19 protein-coding genes are annotated in these 18,905 nt (G+C 65.4%); 7 read left to right on the top strand and 12 right to left on the bottom strand.

Translation table 11 applies throughout. From position 1 onward, the window contains the following. Positions 1–86 precede the first annotated feature (86 nt). From RXV90_RS10665 to RXV90_RS10645, 5 genes are read left to right on the top strand one after another with little or no spacing between them, the layout of a single operon-like run. Entirely contained in the window at positions 87–542 is a 456-nt protein-coding gene (locus RXV90_RS10665) for an Lrp/AsnC family transcriptional regulator (protein WP_316648637.1), read from the top strand. Further along, complete coding sequence (locus RXV90_RS10660) at positions 539–997, top strand: Lrp/AsnC family transcriptional regulator (RefSeq protein WP_316648636.1); 459 nt, start codon at positions 539–541, stop codon at positions 995–997. The genes RXV90_RS10665 and RXV90_RS10660 overlap by 4 nt, the downstream gene beginning before the upstream one ends. 19 nt (positions 998–1,016) lie before the next feature. Further along, positions 1,017–1,382: a cupin domain-containing protein gene (locus tag RXV90_RS10655; protein WP_316648635.1), complete on the top strand. Its 366-nt coding sequence runs from the start codon at positions 1,017–1,019 to the stop codon at positions 1,380–1,382. A gap of 6 nt (positions 1,383–1,388) precedes the next feature. Continuing rightward, positions 1,389–2,138 carry a hypothetical protein gene (locus tag RXV90_RS10650; RefSeq protein WP_316648634.1) on the top strand — a complete coding sequence of 250 codons (750 nt, stop codon included), beginning with the start codon at positions 1,389–1,391 and terminating at the stop codon, positions 2,136–2,138. A 32-nt stretch (positions 2,139–2,170) separates the two neighbouring features. Further along, positions 2,171–3,298, top strand: a complete 1,128-nt coding sequence (locus tag RXV90_RS10645) for an alanine--glyoxylate aminotransferase family protein (RefSeq protein ID WP_316648633.1) — start codon at positions 2,171–2,173, stop codon at positions 3,296–3,298. Here the strand turns inward: RXV90_RS10645 and RXV90_RS10640 are convergent. Together RXV90_RS10640 and RXV90_RS10635 are read right to left on the bottom strand one after the other, a co-directional pair. Next, a complete protein-coding gene (locus tag RXV90_RS10640) occupies positions 3,286–4,488 on the bottom strand; it encodes an FAD-dependent monooxygenase (protein WP_316648632.1) in 1,203 nt (400 codons plus the stop codon). The genes RXV90_RS10645 and RXV90_RS10640 overlap by 13 nt on opposite strands. A 52-nt stretch (positions 4,489–4,540) precedes the next feature. After that, the gene (locus tag RXV90_RS10635; RefSeq protein WP_316648630.1) at positions 4,541–5,188 is read right to left on the bottom strand and encodes a pyrimidine 5'-nucleotidase; all 648 of its coding nucleotides are present in this window, start codon (positions 5,186–5,188) and stop codon (positions 4,541–4,543) included. 99 nt (positions 5,189–5,287) lie between these two features. On the opposite strand from RXV90_RS10635, the gene RXV90_RS10630 reads away from it, so the two are divergent. Beyond that, complete coding sequence (locus RXV90_RS10630; RefSeq protein WP_316648628.1) at positions 5,288–5,941, top strand: GntR family transcriptional regulator; 654 nt, start codon at positions 5,288–5,290, stop codon at positions 5,939–5,941. On the opposite strand, the gene RXV90_RS10625 is transcribed toward RXV90_RS10630, so the two are convergent. Then, complete coding sequence (locus RXV90_RS10625) at positions 5,880–7,829, bottom strand: glycosyltransferase family 2 protein (protein WP_316648626.1); 1,950 nt, start codon at positions 7,827–7,829, stop codon at positions 5,880–5,882. The genes RXV90_RS10630 and RXV90_RS10625 overlap by 62 nt on opposite strands. Positions 7,830–7,917: 88 nt before the next feature. Further along, positions 7,918–9,069 carry a glutamine-hydrolyzing carbamoyl-phosphate synthase small subunit gene (gene carA, locus RXV90_RS10620; RefSeq protein ID WP_316648625.1) on the bottom strand — a complete coding sequence of 384 codons (1,152 nt, stop codon included), beginning with the start codon at positions 9,067–9,069 and terminating at the stop codon, positions 7,918–7,920. Positions 9,070–9,209: 140 nt separating this feature from the next. Between carA and RXV90_RS10615 the strand changes: the two genes are divergently transcribed. Continuing rightward, positions 9,210–9,671 carry a GatB/YqeY domain-containing protein gene (locus tag RXV90_RS10615; RefSeq protein ID WP_316648624.1) on the top strand — a complete coding sequence of 154 codons (462 nt, stop codon included), beginning with the start codon at positions 9,210–9,212 and terminating at the stop codon, positions 9,669–9,671. A gap of 15 nt (positions 9,672–9,686) precedes the next feature. Here the strand turns inward: RXV90_RS10615 and RXV90_RS10610 are convergent, their stop codons facing one another. From RXV90_RS10610 to purH, 8 genes are all read right to left on the bottom strand, one after another. Further along, complete coding sequence (locus tag RXV90_RS10610) at positions 9,687–10,400, bottom strand: DUF5765 domain-containing protein (protein WP_316648623.1); 714 nt, start codon at positions 10,398–10,400, stop codon at positions 9,687–9,689. Positions 10,401–10,468: 68 nt separating this feature from the next. Continuing rightward, positions 10,469–11,641 carry a DNA recombination protein RmuC gene (locus RXV90_RS10605; RefSeq protein WP_316648622.1) on the bottom strand — a complete coding sequence of 391 codons (1,173 nt, stop codon included), beginning with the start codon at positions 11,639–11,641 and terminating at the stop codon, positions 10,469–10,471. Continuing rightward, positions 11,638–13,470 (bottom strand): DNA mismatch repair endonuclease MutL, encoded by a 1,833-nt coding sequence (gene mutL / locus RXV90_RS10600; protein ID WP_316648620.1) that lies wholly within the window; start codon positions 13,468–13,470, stop codon positions 11,638–11,640. Before mutL ends, RXV90_RS10605 begins: the two co-directional genes overlap by 4 nt. Positions 13,471–13,515: 45 nt before the next feature. Further along, positions 13,516–14,829 carry a M16 family metallopeptidase gene (locus RXV90_RS10595; protein WP_316648619.1) on the bottom strand — a complete coding sequence of 438 codons (1,314 nt, stop codon included), beginning with the start codon at positions 14,827–14,829 and terminating at the stop codon, positions 13,516–13,518. Further along, complete coding sequence (locus RXV90_RS10590) at positions 14,826–16,172, bottom strand: M16 family metallopeptidase (protein ID WP_316648618.1); 1,347 nt, start codon at positions 16,170–16,172, stop codon at positions 14,826–14,828. Before RXV90_RS10590 ends, RXV90_RS10595 begins: the two co-directional genes overlap by 4 nt. Before the next feature lie 82 nt (positions 16,173–16,254). After that, on the bottom strand, positions 16,255–16,779 hold the full coding sequence (locus RXV90_RS10585) for a DUF3035 domain-containing protein (RefSeq protein ID WP_316648617.1): 525 nt from the start codon (positions 16,777–16,779) through the stop codon (positions 16,255–16,257). A 31-nt stretch (positions 16,780–16,810) separates the two neighbouring features. Beyond that, entirely contained in the window at positions 16,811–17,308 is a 498-nt protein-coding gene (lspA, locus tag RXV90_RS10580) for a signal peptidase II (RefSeq protein WP_316648616.1), read from the bottom strand. After that, entirely contained in the window at positions 17,305–18,894 is a 1,590-nt protein-coding gene (gene purH / locus RXV90_RS10575; RefSeq protein ID WP_316648615.1) for a bifunctional phosphoribosylaminoimidazolecarboxamide formyltransferase/IMP cyclohydrolase, read from the bottom strand. The genes lspA and purH overlap by 4 nt, the downstream gene beginning before the upstream one ends. Positions 18,895–18,905 lie beyond the last annotated feature (11 nt).

Below are 18,905 nucleotides of genomic sequence, written 5' to 3'. Positions count from 1 at the left end.
GGCAGTGAAGAATCCGTGCTGATTTTGACAAAATCCGTTATTTTGTGAAATAATCATTCTCGATCTTCGACACAGCACAAATACTCATGCTCGACGACACGGACAGGCGGCTTCTTCGCAACTTGCTTGCGGACCCCGATGCAACCGGCACGGACCTGGCACAGAGGGCCGGGATCTCGCCCGCCGCCGCCTCCCGCCGGATCGAGCGGCTGAGGGAGAGCGGGGTGATCCGCGGCATCCATGCCGAGATCGACTGGCGTGCGGTCGGATACGAGGTGGAGGTCAGCCTGCGGGTGACGCTCGACAAGACGGATCCCCGTGCCTTCGACACCTTCCTCGAGGCCGCCCGCAGCGTGCCCGAGGTGATCGAGATTCAGACGTTCCTGGGCCGCGTCGACGTGCGGCTGGAGGTGATCGCCCGCGACATGGGCCACTACCAGGAGATCTATCGCGAGCGCATCCTCACGCTGCCGCATATCGCCGATATCGAGGCGCTGATGCAGGTCGCCGTGATCAAATCGGCCCAGGGGCTGCCGATATGATCGACCTCGACGAAACCGATCGCCGTCTTCTGCGCCTTCTGGCAGAGGACGGAGCACTTTCGGCGGGGGCGGCGGGCCGGAAGATCGGGCTGTCGCAGCCCGCCGCCTGGCGCCGGATCCGGCGACTGACCAAGGCGGGAATTCTCAAAGGCCGGCGAATCGACCTTGATCTGGAGAAGGCGGGGTTCGGGGTGACGGTGTTTCTTGGCGTGAAGCTTGCCACCAAGGGGCGCGTCAGCCTCGAGGATTTCGAACGTGCGGTGGCGGCGATCCCGGAGGTTCAGGCGGTGCATCATGTACTGGGGCTTTACGACTACCGGCTGCGGGTGGTCGCACGGGACATCTCGGATTTCGAGCGGGTGCTTCGGCGACGGATCATGACGCTGCCGGGGGTTGGCGGGGTGGAGGCGAATGTGCTTCTCTCCGAGGAACGGCGGCCGGGGCCGATTGGGTGAACCCGGCGACGGGGGATCCATGCACTATCATCACCTCTACATGGATGCCGGCGGTGAAAGCCGGTGGAAGGACGTGGACATAGCGCTGGAGGTGAAGACATTCGCACCGCCCGCACAGTCGATCGAGATTTCCGAGGGCCGGGCGTCGCGCAACATGCTGTTCCTGCGGCTGAGGGCCGGTTGGAACGAGCCGGTGCATCCGACCCCGATCCGCCAGACGCTTGTTTGCCTGCGCTGTGCGGTGCGCGTCACCTCAAGCGACGGGGATATCCGCGATATCGGCCCCGGCGATCTCTGGCTTATGGAAGATACCGGTGGCAGGGGACACCATACCGAGGTTACGAGCGCCGATGATTTCGAGGCGGTCATTGTACAGCACGACTAGGTTGGAATGGCGCGGAAAACGCAAAAGCCGCTGAAGGCCAAGATCACCGAGGACCATCCGTTTCACGAGGTGATCACGGAGGCCTACCGCATCTTCGACTATCCCAAGCCGGGTGCGACCGGCGTGTGCACGGATTGTTGCATGGAGCCGGAGATCGAGCGCGATTTCTTCACGCCGGAGATCGCGGAGCTGCCGCTTCACTATCTCAACGACTGGTTCTTCGCGGCGTGCGAGCCGGAGCTGCCGAAGAGCATCTGGGCCTATCTTCTGCCGCGGGTTCTGGAGGTGCTGGCGGTCGGGGGCGACGCGCCGGCGACGGTCGGGATCGAAGTAAGCCTCAATCGCTATCAGACCGGCCGTCGCGAAAACTGGTCGAAGGCCGAATGGGCCGTGCTCGACCGGTTCCAGCGCCTTTACCTTCGGCGAACGGTGGCGGGGACCGAGCCGTTTCTCGACGACATTCTCTGCATGTTCGGGATCGCGGGCTGGCCGCTTGACGATCTGTTCGCGCAGGTGCTTGAGGCGCCCGATGAGATCCTGATACCGCGGCTCTGGGACGACTGGTGCATCGGGCGCCCACAGATCTGGCTGACCGAGTTCTGGGAGGGTGGGGGCAATTCTGCCGCATATGATTTCTACACGTCAGATGCGATCTACGATCGGGCGGTGGCGTTTGGACTGGATGAAAGCGCACCCGCTGCGCTCGCGCGCAAGGCGCGTGATGTGGCCTCGGTGATCGAAAGCGCGAGGGCTTAGGGCGACACCGCCCCGCAAAGGAGGAACAGGATATGCCGGCACTCTTGAACGACGTCGATCCAGACGGGCTTCTGGAATTTTCGGTGGTCTTCACCGACCGCTCGCTCAACCACATGTCGGCGGCCTTTCAGGGGGTAATGCGCGATATCTCGGCAGTGCTTCGGGAGGTCTACAAGGCCGACGGCGTGGCGCTGATCCCGGGCGGCGGAAGCTATGCGATGGAGGCCGTGGCGCGGCAGCTGGCGACCGGACAGACCGCGATGGTCATTCGGAACGGATGGTTCAGCTATCGCTGGACGCAGATTTTCGAAGCCGGACGCATTCCCTCGGAAGAAATCGTGATGAAGGCGCGGCGGACGGGGAACGCGCCCGACGCGCCCTTTGCGCCCGCACCGATCGAAGAGGTGACCTCGCGAATTCGCGAGGTGAAGCCCGGTGTCGTTTTCGCCCCCCATGTGGAGACGAGCGCGGGGATGATCCTGCCTGACGATTACCTGCGCGCCGTGGCGGAGGCCGTGCACGAGGTGGGTGGGCTTTTCGTGCTGGATTGCATCGCCTCGGGCTGTGTCTGGGTCGATATGGAGGCGCTTGGCCTCGACGTGGTGATTTCGGCCCCGCAGAAGGGCTGGTCAGCCTCGCCGTCCGCAGGGCTGGTGATGATGAGCGCGCGCGCATTGGAGCGGGTGAAGGCCACGCAATCGACGAGCTTCGCCGTCGATCTGGGCAAGTGGCTTCAGATCATGGAGGCCTATGAGGGCGGCGGGCATGCCTATCACGCGACGATGCCGACCGATGCCCTGCGCGGGTTTCGCGACGCGATGATCGAGGCGAAGGATTATGGCTTCGAACGGCTGAAGGCCGCGCAGTGGAAGCTGGGCGACGGCGTGCGGGGTGTTCTGGCCAAACGCGGGTTCCGGTCGGTCGCGGCAGAGGGTTTTCAGGCGCCGGGCGTCGTGGTGTCCTACACCGACGACCCCGAGATCCAGTCGGGCCGCGCGTTTCTGGCGCAGGGCGTTCAGATCGCCGCCGGGGTGCCGCTGATGGTTGACGAAGGCCCCGAGTTCAAGACGTTCCGGATCGGGCTTTTCGGGCTCGACAAGCTGATGGATACCGATGCTGCCGTGGCGCGGTTCGAGGCCGCGCTCGATCAGGTGGCCTGACGACCGAGCCCGGCCTGCATCACCGCGCGGCGGATGGGCGCGATGTCGTGAACGGCCTTCAGCCCGGCGAGGCGAAGGGCCTGTACGGGCGGGGCATCGGACTTGCAGACACGGTTGAAGAGGTCGATCACCTTCGCGCGGAGGTGGATATCGGCGCTGCGCTGGCGGCTGTAGGCGTCGAGCATAGGCGCTTCGCCGAGATGCGCGGGATCCCCGGCCGCGAGGCGGACGAGGGCCGCGATATCCTGTAGCGAAGTGTTGAGCCCCTGCGCGCCGATCGGCGGCAGCACATGGGCGGCCTCGGCGATAAGCGCTGTGCGCCGGGCCGTCAGCCGATCCGCCGTCTGGGTGATGACCGGCCAGAGGCGGCGGGGCCCGGTGGTGGTGAGGCGGCCGAGGAGGCCGAGGCTGCGTTCCGTCATATGCGCGTCGAAGCCGTCGGCGTCGAGGGCATCGAGCCGCGCGGCCTCTGGGCCGTCGTTCATCCAGACCACCGCCGAGCAGGGCGTGCCATCCACATCGGGCATGGGCACGAGGGTGAAGGCGCCGCCGCGATTGTAGATCTCCGTCGAGATGTTCTCGTGCGGATGCTCGTGCAGCGCTGCAAGCGCGAAGGCGCGCTGGCCGTAACCCGTGCGGGTCGATGCGATGCCCGCGGCCTCGCGCACCGGCGAAGTGCGCCCGTCGGCCCCCACAACGAGGCGGGCGCGCAGGCGCGTGCCGTCGGTGAGCGTGACAAGCGCCTCGCTTTCGCGGGCAAGGAGTGTCCGGAACCCTGTGCCGAGGCAGAGGCGGACATTCGGCAGATCGGCGATCGTTTCCGCCAGCACCTTGCGGGTGAGCCAGTTGGGGAGGTTCCAGCCGAAGGGCCGGTCGCTCAGATCATCGGCGCGGAAATCGCGGCGCGCGCGTTCGACGGGCGGCCAGCCGGTGGTGTCGATGACGCGAAGCACTTCGAGCGGGGTTGCGTGCGCTTCGAGCGCCGGCCAGAGGGCGGCGGCATCCATGAGGTCGCGCGACGGCTGAAGATAGGCGGTGGAGCGCAGATCGGAGCCTTCGGCCTCCATCGTTTCCGGTGGCGGCGCGGGATCGGCGAGCACGACCGAGAACCCCGCCTGCCCGAAGGCCGCGGCGGCGACGAGGCCTGCGATCCCGCCGCCCGAGACAAAGATATCGGTATCTTCGATCATCTCGGGGCAGATAGTGCCGAAACGTTGGCTGTCTTGCGGATGGGGCGCGTTGTCACGGCAGAACCCGGGCGAGGAAGGCGGTGAGATCGTCGGTGTGGTGGTGAATATGGGGCGCAGGCTCGGGTTCGGGCGCGACATGGACAGTGCGCATGCCCATCTCGTGCGGGGCGGCAAGATTGCGGGGATCGTCTTCGAACATCGCCGCTTTCGACGGGTCGGTCCCGTCGGCCGTGAAGATCGCCTCGAAGGCCGCACGCTCCGGCTTGGGGCGGAAGTTTGCGTGCTCGACCCCGTAGATCGCATCGAAGAGGCCTGAGAGACCCCGCGCCGCCAGCACGCGTTCGGCATAGGGCGCCGAGCCGTTGGTGTAGACGATGCGGCGGCCCGGTAGATCGCGGATCCGGGCCTTGAGCTCGCGGTCCTCTTCGAGATGGTCGAGCGAGATCTCGTGCACATGGGTGAGGTAAGGTGCGGGATCGACACCATGTTCGGCCATGAGGCCGGCCAGCGTCGTGCCGTACCGGCGCCAGTACTCCGTCCGCAGGCGATCGGCCGTGGGCCTGTCGACGCCCAGGGTTTCGACAACCCAATCGGTCATCCGAACCTCGATCTGATCGAAGAGCCGCGCCTCGGGCGGGTAGAGGGTATTGTCGAGATCGAAGACCCAATGGGTCACGTGAGAGAAGTTCTGCGCCACCATGGCAGGGGTTCTAGGCTGCGCCGGGCCCGGCAGCAACGCTTGATCGGCGGGGACATGGGCCCTAAACCTCGAAGAACACGAAAGATTGCGGCGGGACCGATGACGGAACAGAAATCTTCGCAGGGCGATGCCTATCAGATGATCCTGCAGGCCATCGATTCGGGCGTGTACCGCCCTGGCGACCGGCTGGTGGAAAGCGAACTGGCCGACCGGTTCGGCGTGTCGCGAACCCCGATCCGCGAGGCGTTGCAGAGGCTGGAGACGCAATCTCTTTTGTCGCGAGATGGCCGAAGCCTGATCGTCGCCTCGCTCGACCATAACGACATGGCCGAGCTTTACATGGTGCGGTCCGAGCTTGAGGCGCTGGCCGCGCGGCTGGCGGCGCGCCATGCAACCACCGAAGAGGTGCGGGTGATGGAGCGGATGCTGGAGGACGACAAGGCGCGGATCGGCGATCCCGCCGCGCTGGCCCGGTCGAACCGCCAGTTCCACCGCCAGGTGCACCTGGCCTCGCACAACCGGTTTCTCGTGCAGCAGCTTGATCTCGTCTATCGGTCGATGGCGCTGATGGCGACGACGTCGCTGGCGATCGAGGGGCGCGGGGAAACGGCGCTGGCCGAACATCAGGCGATCGTCGACGCGATTGCGGCCCGGGACGAGGACAAGGCGGCGGAGGCGTTCCGCGCCCATATCAGCCATGCTTTCGAGAGCCGCCTGCGTCAGAACGCGGAATCCCAGGGCGGGGTGGCCTGACCGCTTCGAGGGAGAGGCCGTGGGGCGTTTTCTCCCACTGGGTGGGGGCGAGCGCGATGCCGAAGAGGGCGCGGTAGCTGGCGATCGCTGCGAGCGGGAAGTAGAGCGGCATCGTCAATGTCCAGCCGGTGAGCCAGCGATCCTTCGCGGTCTGAACTGCCCTGAGGTTCACCACGAGATTGATGAATTCGGCGCCGATGAACAGGGCGACGATCCCTGTCAGCACCCCCGTGGGCAGCGCTGTCGCGGGATGCGCAAGGCCCAGCGGCAGAGCGAGAAGCGACCACATCAGCGGCGCGAGCAGGAACAGTAGCGTCGTGCCCAGGAACAGGATCTGGAAGCCGAGAAACTTTCGTGGCCCCAGGTCACGCCAGAGGCGCAGGGGGTGGCGCATGTGCACGGCCCAGGTCAGCGCATATCCCTTGAGCCAGCGGGCGCGCTGTCGGATCCATGGCATCGCCCGGCAGTTCGCTTCTTCGAACGTCGTGGTGTCGGCCATTTCGGTGCGATAGCCGGCGCGGGCAAGGCGAATGCCGAGATCGGCGTCTTCGGTGACGTTATGTGCGTCCCAGCGCCCGAGCTCTTCAAGGGCCGCGCGGCGGAAGAACGGCGTCGTGCCCCCGAGGGGAACGGCGAGGCCGAGCCGCGCGATACCCGGCAGGACGATGCGGAACCAGGCCGCGTAGTCGATGGTGAAGCAGCGGGCGAGCCAGTTCTGGCGCGGATTGTAGAAGTCGAGCCGGCCCTGAAGGCAGACGGTATCCGGCGCGGCGACGGCGAATTGCGCCACGATGCGTCGCAACTGATCGGGTTCCGGCGCGTTCTCGGCATCGTAGACGCCGATGATATCGCCTTCCGCGAAATCGAGCCCGTAATTCAGAGCGCGGGGCTTCGTGCGAACCGTGCCGCGTGGCACGGTGACGATCCGCCAGTTCGGCGGCAGGGTGGCGCGGGTCAGGGAGCCCGGTGTGCCGGTATCGCTGGCTTCGACGATCAGCGTCACGTCGAGGCGATCCGAGGGGTATTCGAGGGCGCGCAGACGCTTGACGAGCGCTCCTGATATCGCCGCCTCGTCGAGAAGCGGGACGAGAAGGGAGATGCGCGGCAGGCGGAGGGCGATATCCGGAGGGATCGCGATCTGCACCTTCGGCGGACGGCGGCAGGCGAAAAGGGCCGCGAGCTTCAGCAGAGACATGGAGAGAAGTGCAAGAGCCGCGAGGCCAAGAAGACAGTTGAGGAGAATCACCGGTGCAACCGACGCGGTGAGTGCGAGACATAGCCCAACGCCAAGGAGCGCCGAGAAGAGGCCGAGGCGCGAAAAGCCCCGTACGCTGTGGGCACGCTCGGGTCGCGCTTCGGCGCGCGCGACCAGGGCCTCGCCGCAGCTTGCCACCAGCGTGTCGATGATCGCCGCTTCGTCGGCGATGGCCATGGTGACGCGCCCGTAGGCTTTTTCAAGGTCTGGCCGCAGCGCCTCGAACGAGGCCGGCCGAGCGGTTGCAACAATGACCGTGCCGTTCCGGCTGCGCCACGGCAGCAGGCGGTGACGAAGGCACCGATCGGCGCCGAACGGGTGGATGATCTCGATCTCGAGCCCGTCGGCAGAAACCGGCGCCTGCCAGACCCCGCGCTGAAGCGCGAGCCCCGCATCAACCGCGTCGCGGGTGGCCAGGTGTTCGTCGAGCAGGATGCGCCCGAGCGGGCCAGCCGCCTGCCCCACGCTTTGCTGCAGCCAGAGCGCCCGGTCGAGCCGATCGGGGCGTAGCGCGCCGCGCCCCACGAGGATTTCCCCCAGGCGCTGGCCAGGGAAGGGAGAGGCCAGATCGACAATGCCGATTTCGGACGGCCTTAGATTCCCAAGGGTCGGGTCCGGTCGATAATCGGGCATAGGGGCACCTCAAGGGTCGGTCACCCCGCCTTGATGGGGACCTCAGCCTTAAGAAGCCGTTAACGTTAATGCGCGGTTTACGAAAAAATCAGGCCGGGACGCTGCGGGCCATGGCCTCGGAGAAGCGTTCGAAGAGATAATAAGAATCCTGCGGGCCGGGGCTGGCCTCGGGGTGATACTGGACGGAGAAGACCGGGCGATCCTCCATCCGGATCCCGCAATTCGAGCCGTCGAAGAGCGACACATGGGTTTCCTTCACGCCGATGGGCAGGGTCTGGCTGTCGACGGTGAAGCCGTGGTTCATCGACGTGATCTCGACCTTGCCGGTCTCGATATCCTTGACCGGGTGGTTCGCCCCGTGATGGCCGTGGTTCATCTTGATCGTTTTCGCGCCGAGTGCGAGGGCGAGCATCTGGTGGCCGAGGCAGATCCCGAATACCGGGATATCGGAGGCGTCGAGCACCCCCTTGATCGTGGGCACAGCGTAGACGCCGGTGGCCGCCGGATCCCCCGGGCCGTTCGACAGGAACAGCCCGTCGGGCCGGAGCGCCAGCACATCCTCGGCCGTCGCGGTGGCGGGCAGCACGGTCACCTCGCACCCCGCGCTGGCAAGGCAACGCAGGATGTTGCGCTTGGCGCCATAATCGATCGCCACCACCTTGTGGCGCGGCGCGGTCTGGCGGGTGTAGCCCTCGGGCCAGGCCCAGCGCATCTCGTCCCAGCGGTAGGACTGGGCGCAGGTCACATCCTTGGCGAGGTCGAGCCCTTCGAGCCCCGGGAAGGCCCGGGCAGCGGCGACCAGCGCCTCGATATCGAACACGCCATCGGGGTTGTGGGCGAGCGCCACATGGGGCGCACCCTGCTGCCGTATCGCCCGGGTCAGCCGGCGTGTGTCGAGCCCGCCGATACCGATCCGCCCCCGGCGCGTCAGCCAGTCAGAAAGCTCTCCCGCCGCGCGCCAGTTCGAGGGTTCTGTGGGATCCCATTTGACGACCATGCCCGCCGCCACCGGATCAGCGCTTTCGTCGTCTTCGGGCGTCACGCCGACATTTCCGATATGGGGAAAGGTAAAGGTCACGACCTGGCCCGCGTAGGAGGGATCGGTCATGATCTCCTGATACCCCGTCATCGCGGTGTTGAAGCAGAGTTCCGCCTCGGTCAGGCCGGTGGCGCCGAAGCCCTTGCCGTAGAACAGGGTGCCATCGGCGAGAGCAAGGCAGGCGGTCGGCTTGGCAGGCATCTTCGGGGCTCCATCGCGCGGGTAAATCGGCTGTGGTCTATGGGGCCTGCGCCGCAGCGTCAAGTCGGACGCCGCTTGCTGATCAGCCGCGAAGCCCCTATATGCAGAGCCCAGTTTCCCAGAATCGACGAGTTATTCTTATGGACATGCGAACCCGCGTCTCCGAGGCGCTCAAATCCGCGATGAAGGCGAAGGACCAGCGCAGGCTATCCGCGCTTCGTCTGATCAACGCGGCGATCAAGGACCGTGACATCGCCAAGCGCGGCGATGGCTCGGACGAGGGCGTGGGCGACGACGATATCCTCATGATCCTCGGCAAGATGGTGAAGCAGCGTCAGGACAGCGTGCACGCCTATGAAGAAGGCGGGCGGCTGGAGCTTGCGGAGCGGGAGCGCGAGGAAATCGAGGTCATCGAGGAGTTTCTGCCGAAGCAACTCGACGATGAAGAGATTGCCGCGGCGATCGACAAGGCCGTGAAATCGACCGGGGCCGACAGCATTCGCGACATGGGCAAGGTCATGGGTGCGTTGAAGTCGAAGTACACGGGCCAGATGGATTTCGGCCGCGTCGGGCCGATGGTGAAAGAGCGGCTGGCCACCTGAGCCAGCCTGCCTGCCTCATATGTGGGCGGGCCCCGGCACATGCGCCCGCATCACCTTGTGGCGGATGAACGGACTGAGCGCGATGGCAAGGATACCGATCGAGAACAGGCACCAGATTGCCGGCATCTCGTTCGGATCCCGCGTCAGGAGACTGGCGAGAAGCGGCCCCGCCGCGGCGTGGAACAGGACGAAGCGCCAGGCCCCGTAGACGAGGGGTAGCGCAAAGACAGCCAGCATGTAGCTTGGAAACTGAAACGGGATCCCGAGAGCGGTCGGGAGCCCGTTGAGCGGAACCTCCCACGCAATGTGCCATTCACCGGACCGCAGACACCAGGCCGGGCCGCAAAGCACCTCCCCCGGGACGCAGAACCCAAGGGCCGGAAGCGGGACGAGACGCAGAAACAGCACCGCCGAGGCCAGCCCCGCGAGGGCCCAGACCCATCGCCGCACCTGAGGGCCAGGCCGTACGGGGGCGATTGCCATGGCGAAGGCGTTGATGAAAAGCGGCTGCAACGCGATGTGCAGATAAGACAGGATGGTGATCGTCCGGTTGGCGGGGCTGCCGCATTGATCGATCACCGCGTAACCGGTGGCCTGAAGCCCTTCCATGACCGTGAAGAAGCCGAGCGTGGCCCAGATCGCCGCCGGGTCGCCGCGTCTCAGGGTGATCGCGGCCCCAACCCCGCCTGCCGCGACCATCGCGACAGAAGCCGTGGCGCTCCAGCACATGTGCCCCTCCGTTTTACCTGAACTATTTCAGAACGGCGCGGGGCGATCCACCACCAAGGGAGAAGATATCAACCCTGTTTGGGGGCGAGAGCCACGACCGGGGTTTCAGGCTCTCCGCCCAGTTCCTCGAAGTCGAAGTTGTCGAGGCGGCGGGCGCGCTTGCCGGCCTTGTCGGCGGAGATCTTGATATCCGAGATATCCTTGGCGGCCTGCGTGAAATGGCGGTCGAGGTTGCCGACACGGTCGACCAGCCGCTCCACATCCCCGTGCAGCATCTTCAGTTCCTTGCGGATCGCGCCAGACTGTTCGCGCATACGCGCATCTTTCAGGATCGCGCGCATGGTGTTCAGCGTCGCCATGCAGGTGGTGGGCGAAACCGTCCAGACCCGGAGATCGAAGCCTTCCCGCACGATTTCGGGAAAGTTGGCGTGGAGTTCTGCATAGACCGCTTCCGATGGCAGGAACATGAGCGCGCCATCGGCCGTCTCGCCTTCGATGATGTAGCGTTCTGCGATATCGCGGATGTGCTTTCGGACGGCGGTGCGGAGCGCCTTGGCCGCCTCGTTCAACTCCCACTGCGTGTCGGCGGCGCGGAGGGCCTCGTACGCCTCGAGAGGGAACTTCGAATCGATGACGATAGGCCCCGGCGGGTTCGGCAAGTGGATGAGGCAATCGGCGCGCCGGTCGTTCGACAGCTTCGCCTGAATTGTGAAGCTGTCCCTCGGAAGCGCCTTCGACACGATATCGTGCAACTGGATTTCCCCGAAGGCGCCGCGGGTCTGTTTGTTCGACAGAATATCCTGAAGGCTCAGCACATCGCCGGAGAGCTTTTCGATATTGGCCTGGGCCTTGTCGATCGTCTCCAGCCGCTGTTGCAGATCCCCGAGCGAGCGCGCGGTGCGGGTGGCGCTGTTCGAGAGGTTTTCGTTCATGCGGGTGGACACTTCGGAGAGCCGCGCCTCCATCAGCTTGAGCATGTTGGACTGGGCGGCAACCTGGGCCTCGGACACGTGGGTGAGACCGCCTGCGAGCCTTTCCTGGCCGTCCGACAGCCCCTGAACACGGGTTGAAAGGGCGTCGAGATGGGTGGCGAGCGGCACGACCATGCGCGCCGAACGCCCGGCACGGACGAGGGTGAGGACCAGGAGGAGCAGGATCAGCCCCAGAAGCGCCGCGGCCACGACGCCCGCGATCACGAGAGTTTCGCTGAAGGAGAAGGTGAGATCGCCGATCTGAATCATGACCGCCCGAACAGCCTCTCGATATCGGCCAGCTTGAGTTCGATATAGGTGGGGCGGCCGTGATTGCACTGGCCGGAATGGGGCGTCGCCTCCATCTCGCGCAAAAGCGCGTTCATTTCGTCAGGCCGCATCTGGCGGCCGGAGCGGACGGAACCGTGGCAGGCGACGCGGGACAGAACCGCCTCGATCCGGCCCTGCAGGCCGCGGGTGCCCTGCCCGTCCGACAACTCATCAAGAAGATCGAGGATCAGGGCACGGGCATCGACCGTGCCGAGAATGGCGGGCGTCGCGCGGACTGCGATGGCACCGGGGCCGAAGGGTTCGATCTCGAGCCCGAGGGGTGCGAGATCCTCTGCCGCCGCCGAAAGGGTTGCCGCGTCGCTTTCAGACATCTCGACAATCTCGGGCACAAGAAGGGCCTGGGAGGCGACGCCGCCCGCCGCCGCCTGCGCCTTCAGTTTCTCGTAGACGAGGCGTTCGTGGGCCGCGTGCTGATCGACGACGACGATGCCGTCCGCTGTTTGCGCGATGATGTAGTTCTGGTGAACCTGCGCCCGGGCTGCGCCGAGGGGGCCGTCTGCGGGCGCGGTGTCTTCCGCCGGTTGCGGTGCCTCCGTGGCGGCGGAAAAGGTTTCGCGGGGTTCGAACAGCTGGGTCAGCGCCTGTGCATCGCCCGACGGGAATGCGGGGCCGCGGGGCAGCCTTTCCATCTGGTAGACGCGGGGTTCGGCGGGACCGGGGCGGAACGCGCCGAGCGCCGCGCCAGCAACAGTCGTGGAGGCGCGGTGCCCGGCTTCGGCCAGCGCGTGGCGGAGGCCCGAGACAAGAAGGCTGCGCGCCGTGCCGGGATCGCGGAAGCGGACCTCGGATTTCGCGGGGTGCACGTTCACGTCCACCCGTTCGGGCGCGCAGTCGACGAAAAGGACAGCTGCAGGGTGCCTGTCGCGGCTCAGGAAATCGGAATAGGCCGCGCGGAGGGCGCCGATCAGAAGCTTGTCGCGCACGGGGCGGCCATTGACGAAGAGGAACTGTGCCACGGCCGCACCCCGCGAATAGGTGGGCAGCGCCGCATAACCCGAGAGGTGAAGATCCTCGCGGGTGGCATCGATCGGGATCGCATTGTCGGTGAATTCGCGGCCAAGGATCGCGGTCAGGCGGCTGTGAAGCGCCTCCATCGGGGTGCCGGTTTCGGCGGCGAGGCGGAGGAGGATGCGAGGTTCGGCGGAGGTATCGCGCAGGGTGAAGGCGACCGAGGGTTCGGCCATGGCGAGGCGGCGCACGGTATCGGCAACCGCCTGAAGTTCCGCCCGGTCGGTACGCAGGAACTTGAGCCGCGCCGGGGTTGCATAGAAGAGATCGCGCAGTTCCACGACGGTGCCTGGGCGACCCGAAGCCGGGGTTACCGCGCCGGTGCGGCCACCGTCCACCTCGATCCGGTGGGCGCCGCCCCCAGCCGTGCGTGATGTGATCGTGAGCCGTCCGACCGCACCCAGGGAGGCGAGCGCCTCGCCCCGGAAGCCGAAGGTGTGGATGTTCAGAAGATCGGAGCCGTCGATCTTCGATGTTGCGTGGCGAGCCACCGCAAGCGGCAGATCGCCCGGCACGATGCCGCCGCCATCGTCGGAAACCCGGATCAGCCCCTTGCCGCCATGGGCGATGTCGATTTCCACCCGCCGGGCGCCGGCATCAATTGCGTTTTCAACCAGTTCCCTGACGGCGGAGGCAGGGCGTTCGACCACCTCGCCCGCCGCGATACGGTTGACGGCCGCCTCGTCAAGACGGCGGATTTGGGTGCGATCAATGCTTATATTGGGTTCGGCGACGGGCATACCACAACAGGTAGCATGCCTGCCGCCGATTCTTCAAAGGTGAAATCAGTTCGACGGCTCGATGCCTTCGGGTTCGCCCGCAATGACGATCTGAAGGTCTTCGGGCCGGTAGATCCGTGCCGCGACACGGTTGGCCTCCTCGAGCGTAACGGCCCGGATCCTGTCATTCCGCGTTGCGATGTAGTCGATCGGCAGATCGTCCATCTGCATGCCGACGAGGATGCGCGCAATCTGGGCATTGCCGTCGAAGCGAAGGGGATAGGCACCGGTCAGATAGGTTTGCGCCGCTTCGAGTTCTTCCGCGGTGATGCCATCCCCGGCGATACGGCGCCACTCCTCGGTCAGTACATCCACCGTTTCGCGCATCCGCCCGTTCACCGTCGATACCTGCCCGATCAAGAGATCGCCATAGTCGCGCGACGACAGGTAGGCGCCGATCCCGTAGGTCAGCCCGCGCTTGGCGCGCACCTCGCGGTGGAGACGCGATTCAAGGCCGTGGCCGCCAAAGATCTCGTTCACGATATAGGCCGCGAAGAAATCGTCGTCGTCCCGCGACAGCCCTTCGTGACCGAAGAAAGCAACGGCCTGGGGCGTTTCGAAGGGCACGACCGTGATACCGGGTTCAAGCTGAAGCTCGGCCATCTCTGGCAGGGGCGCACCGGTTTCGGGGAGATCGCCCAGAACCTCGTCGATCAGGGACACGAGTTCCTCGGGCGTGATATCGCCCACCGCGCCGATCACGGCGCGGTCCTTCGCAATGGCAGCGGCGTGGGCGTCGAAGATATCATCCCGCGTCAGGGCGGTGACGCTGTCGATCGTGCCGTCGCCGGAAGAGCCATAGGGATGACTGCCCCATGCCATCGCATTGAAGGTGGATTGTGCGATTTCGCTTGGGTCCGTTTCGCTGGACCGGATCGAGGACAGGACCTGCGCGCGCACACGTTCGAGGGCCGTCTGATCGAACCGGGGATCGGTGAGGGCGGTCTTCAGAAGCTCCACCGATGCATCCCGGTTTTCTGTGAGGAAGCGGAAAGAGACCGACAGGGCGTCGTCGTGCACGCTGAACCCGATGCTTGTCGCCAGTTCCTCTCGCCGCTTGGAGAAGGCAATGGCGTCCATCTCGCCCGCGCCTTCCTCGATCATGGCCGTCATCAGGTTCGTCGCGCCGCGCTTGCCCTCGGCGTCGAGCGAGGTGCCGCCCTTGAAGCGAAATTCGACGGCGACGAAGGGGATCGAATGTTCCTCGACCAGCCAGGCAGAGAAGCCACCGGGGGTGGTAACCTCCGTAATGTCGACTTCCGCCTGCGCGGGCAGCGCCGCGACGAAGAAGGCGGCCAGGGTAACGGCGAAGCGGATCATTGCGAGACGTCTCCTTCGATAATCGGGGGCGGCATGACCCAGCCGGTGACGGCATTGCGGCGATCGAAGACACGCCTGGCCGCGGCGATGATTTCATCGCCCGTGATAGAGTCGAGGACTTCGGGCCAGGCCTCGATATCCTCAAGCGTAAGCCCTGAGGTCAGGGCATTGCCATAGCGGTTGGCGAGCCGCTGCACGCTGTCGGCGTCATAGATTTCAGAGGCGCGGATCTGTGCCTTGATGCGATCGAGTTGTTCGGGATCGACGCCCTCTTCCAGGAATTCGGCAACCGCAACGTCAAGCGCGGCCTCGGCATCCTCGAGGCTTACGCCATCCGGGGGAGCGGTAAAGAGGGAGAAGGTGGTATCGTCGAGCGAGACGCCCCGATAAGACGCATCGCTGTAGATCGACATCTTCTGTTCGAGCTGAAGCTTCTGAGCCAGCACCGACGTCGTCTGCGACCCGCCCAGAACGTTTGCGAGAAGGGTGAGTGCCGCCGCCTCGCGCTGGTCGCCCGGGTCGCGTTCGGGGGCAAGATAGCTGCGGGCGACATAAGGCTGTGCGACCCGCGGATCCTGGTAGACCATGCGCCGTTCGGACAGCTGCGGGGGCTCGTCCACCCGGTCGCGCGGGGTGATCGCCGGGTTGGCGGGGATCGGTCCGTAATGGCGTTCCGCCAGCACGCGCACCTCGTCGGGTTCCACATCGCCCGCCACGATCAGGATCGCGTTGTTGGGAGCATAATGCGCCTCGTAGAAGCTGACGGCATCACCGACCGTCAGAGTTTCGATCTCGTGCTTCCAGCCGATGATCGGGATGCCGTAGGGGTGATGAAGGTACTGTGCCGCCCTGCGCTGTTCCTGGAAGAGAGCACCCGGATCATTCTCCACTCGCTGGTTGCGCTCCTCGAGAACGACGGCGCGTTCGCTGTCGACGAATTCGGGCGCGATGCTGAGGTTTTGCATGCGGTCGGCTTCGAGCTTCATCATCAGCTCGAGCCGGTCGGCGGCGACGCGCTGGAAGTAACCGGTGTAATCGAACGAGGTGAAGGCGTTGTCGTTGCCGCCATTGGCGGCGACGATATCGGAGAATTCGCCCGGCCCGGTCGTGTCGGTGCCCTTGAACATCAGGTGTTCGAGGTAATGGGCGATGCCAGATTTGCCGCGCGGTTCGTCGGCGGAGCCCACGCGATACCAGACCATGTGGACGACCACCGGCGCGCGGTGATCCTCGAGCACTACCACCTCGAGCCCGTTGTCGAGGGTGAAATTCGTGACTTCCGCCGCTGTGGCCGCGGTGGCAATGGAAAGCGCCGTCGCGAGGGCTGCAATGCGTCTGAACATGAACGTCCTTCCGGCTTGACCGTTGAGAGGAAGGTACGCCTTCCGCGCCACCGTTCAAGCGGGTGATGACGCGGTTGTGAGGTTACTCGTCGTCGACGGGAAGCGGCGGGGCGGCGGGCGTACGGATCCCGGCGCGCCGGAAGCGTTCAAGCTCGAGATACTGGTCGAGTGCCTGATCGCTGTAGGCGTCGAAATATGTGGTGACGTTGAACAGCCGTTCGAGCGGAAGCCCGGGGTTCTGCTGACGGAAGCGGAGGTCTGCCGCGGCGAGCTGACCGCGGATGCCCTGCGCCACACCGTAGCGGCCCGCATAATTCAGAAGCCCCCCATCTGTCGACGCGCGGGCGAGCACCGCCGGATTGCCGCCGAGAGCGGCGACCATATCGGCCTCTGGCGTCGGATCGGTGAGGTTGCTGCCGCCCGGCGTGGGGGCGGGCAGTTCCGCGAAGGATTCAGGGGTTTGCAGGGGCTTTGACGGCAGAATCGCAAACTCATCGGGCCCGTCGCCATCGTTCGAGGCGCGGAACGTGATCAGATCGGGCTCCTTCGCGCTGCATCCAGCGACGAGGATGACGAGACACCCGATCACTCCAACCTGTTTACGCATACCTGCCCTCAGACTACCCGGCATGTACTTCCTAATCCTCTTTTTCGCCCGCGTCACGGGGGTTACCGGAAAACAGAATGAGACCGATTGCACCCGCGAAGATCGAAATATCCGCGACGTTGAAGGAATAGGGGTTCTCGAAGCCGCAGCAGGACATGTTCAGAAAGTCGGCCACCGCACCGTAGATCACCCTGTCGATGACATTGCCGAGCGCGCCGCCCACGAGCAGGCCTGCCGAAATCATCGTCAGGATCCCGCCGCCCTCGCGCCGAACCCACCAGATCACCCAGCCGGAAATGAGGATCGAAAGGGCCACGAGCGTCCAGCGCATCCATTCGCCGGGATTGGAAAACAGCCCGAAGTTGATGCCCTGGTTCCAGGCCATGCGGAAGTTCACGTAGGGGGGCAGCACGTCAATCGCACCCACCGTCCTGAGATCCATCACGTGGACGACCAGCCATTTCGAAAGCTGATCGGAGACGAAGATCGCCAACCCGACCCAGAGGGCGATATGGGCGTGGCGGCTCAATGCCGGAAATGCCGCTGACCGGTGAAGACCATGGCGAGGCCCAGCGCATCGGCAGCTTCGATCACCTTGTCGTCACGCATCGACCCGCCGGGCTGGATCACAGCCGTTGCCCCGGCCTCGGCGAGTGTCTGAATGCCGTCGGGGAAGGGAAAGAAGGCATCGGAAGCGGCAGCCGATCCCTTCGTGGGAACCTCTGCCATGCCGAGACTTTCGGCCATGTCCGCCGCCTTGCGGGCGGCGATGCGGGTGGAATCCACGCGACTCATCTGGCCCGCGCCGACGCCGACGGTGGCCCCGTCCTTTGCATAGACGATGGCGTTCGACTTCACGTGTTTCGCAACCGTCCAGGCGAAGCGCAGGTCGGCAAGCTCCGCTTCTGTCGGGTTGCGCTTGGTGACGACCTTGAGATCGGCGGGCGACACCAGCCCGTTGTCGCGATCCTGCACGAGGAAACCGCCCGAGACCTGGCGGATCGCGAGGCCCGGCGCGGCGGTATCCGCCAGCGCGCCGGTCGTCAGCAGGCGAAGGTTCTTCTTTTCCGCGAAGATGGCACGGGCGTCCTCGTCGGCTTCGGGAGCGATCACAACCTCGGTGAAGATCTCTGTGATGAGACGGGCGGTTTCGGCATCGAGCGGCTGGTTGAGGGCCACGATCCCGCCAAAGGCCGAGATCCGGTCGCAGTCATAGGCCTTGACATAGGCTTCGGCAAGCGTCGCACCTCGGGCCACACCGCAGGGGTTGGCGTGCTTGATGATCGCGCAGGCCGGGCCCTCGGCGGGCGGAAACTCCGACACAAGCTCGAACGCCGCGTCAGTATCGTTGATGTTGTTGTAGCTGAGTTCCTTGCCCTGGTGCTGGCGGGCGGTTGCGACGCCTGGCCGTGCGCTGCCATCTGTGTAGAACGCCGCGGATTGATGCGGATTTTCGCCGTAGCGGAGCGTCTGGGCAAGTGTGCCCGCGAAGGCACGGCGGCGCGGGGCCGGATCCTCGAGATGCGCGGCCATCCAGGCCGAAACCGCCGCGTCATAGGCGCCGGTCCGGGCATAGGCGGTGAGCGCCTGTTTCTGGCGGAATGCGAAGGAGGTTTTGCCCTCATGCGCGTCGAGCTCGGCCAGAAGCGCCTCGTAATCCTCCACATCCGTCACGACGGTGACGTAGGCGTGGTTCTTGGCTGCCGCACGCAGCATGGCGGGCCCGCCGATATCGATGTTTTCGATGATCGTGGCGGCGTCAGAGCCGCGGGCGACGGTGGCTTCAAAGGGATAGAGATTGACCACCAGAAGATCGATCCCGAGGATCCCATGGGTGTCCATCGCGACCTGGTGGTCGATGTTGTCGCGCAACGCCAAGAGGCCGCCGTGGACCTTCGGGTGCAGCGTCTTCACCCGCCCGTCCATCATTTCGGGAAAGCCCGTCAGGTCGCTTACGTCGCGCACCTCGAGCCCCGCCTCGCGCAACGCCTGCGCCGTGCCGCCGGTTGAGACGAGTTCGACGCCGCGTTTGGCGAGCGCCTTTGCGAAGGGCTCGAGCCCCGTCTTGTCGGACACGGAGATCAGGGCGCGGCGCAGCGGCAGAAGGTCGGTCATGGAATTCCCGT

The sequence above is a fragment of the Ovoidimarina sediminis genome (genome assembly GCF_032586175.1).
GTDB classification, from domain to species: Bacteria; Pseudomonadota; Alphaproteobacteria; order Rhodobacterales; family Rhodobacteraceae; genus Ovoidimarina; species Ovoidimarina sediminis.
This window is presented reverse-complemented; position numbering and strand designations above follow the sequence as displayed.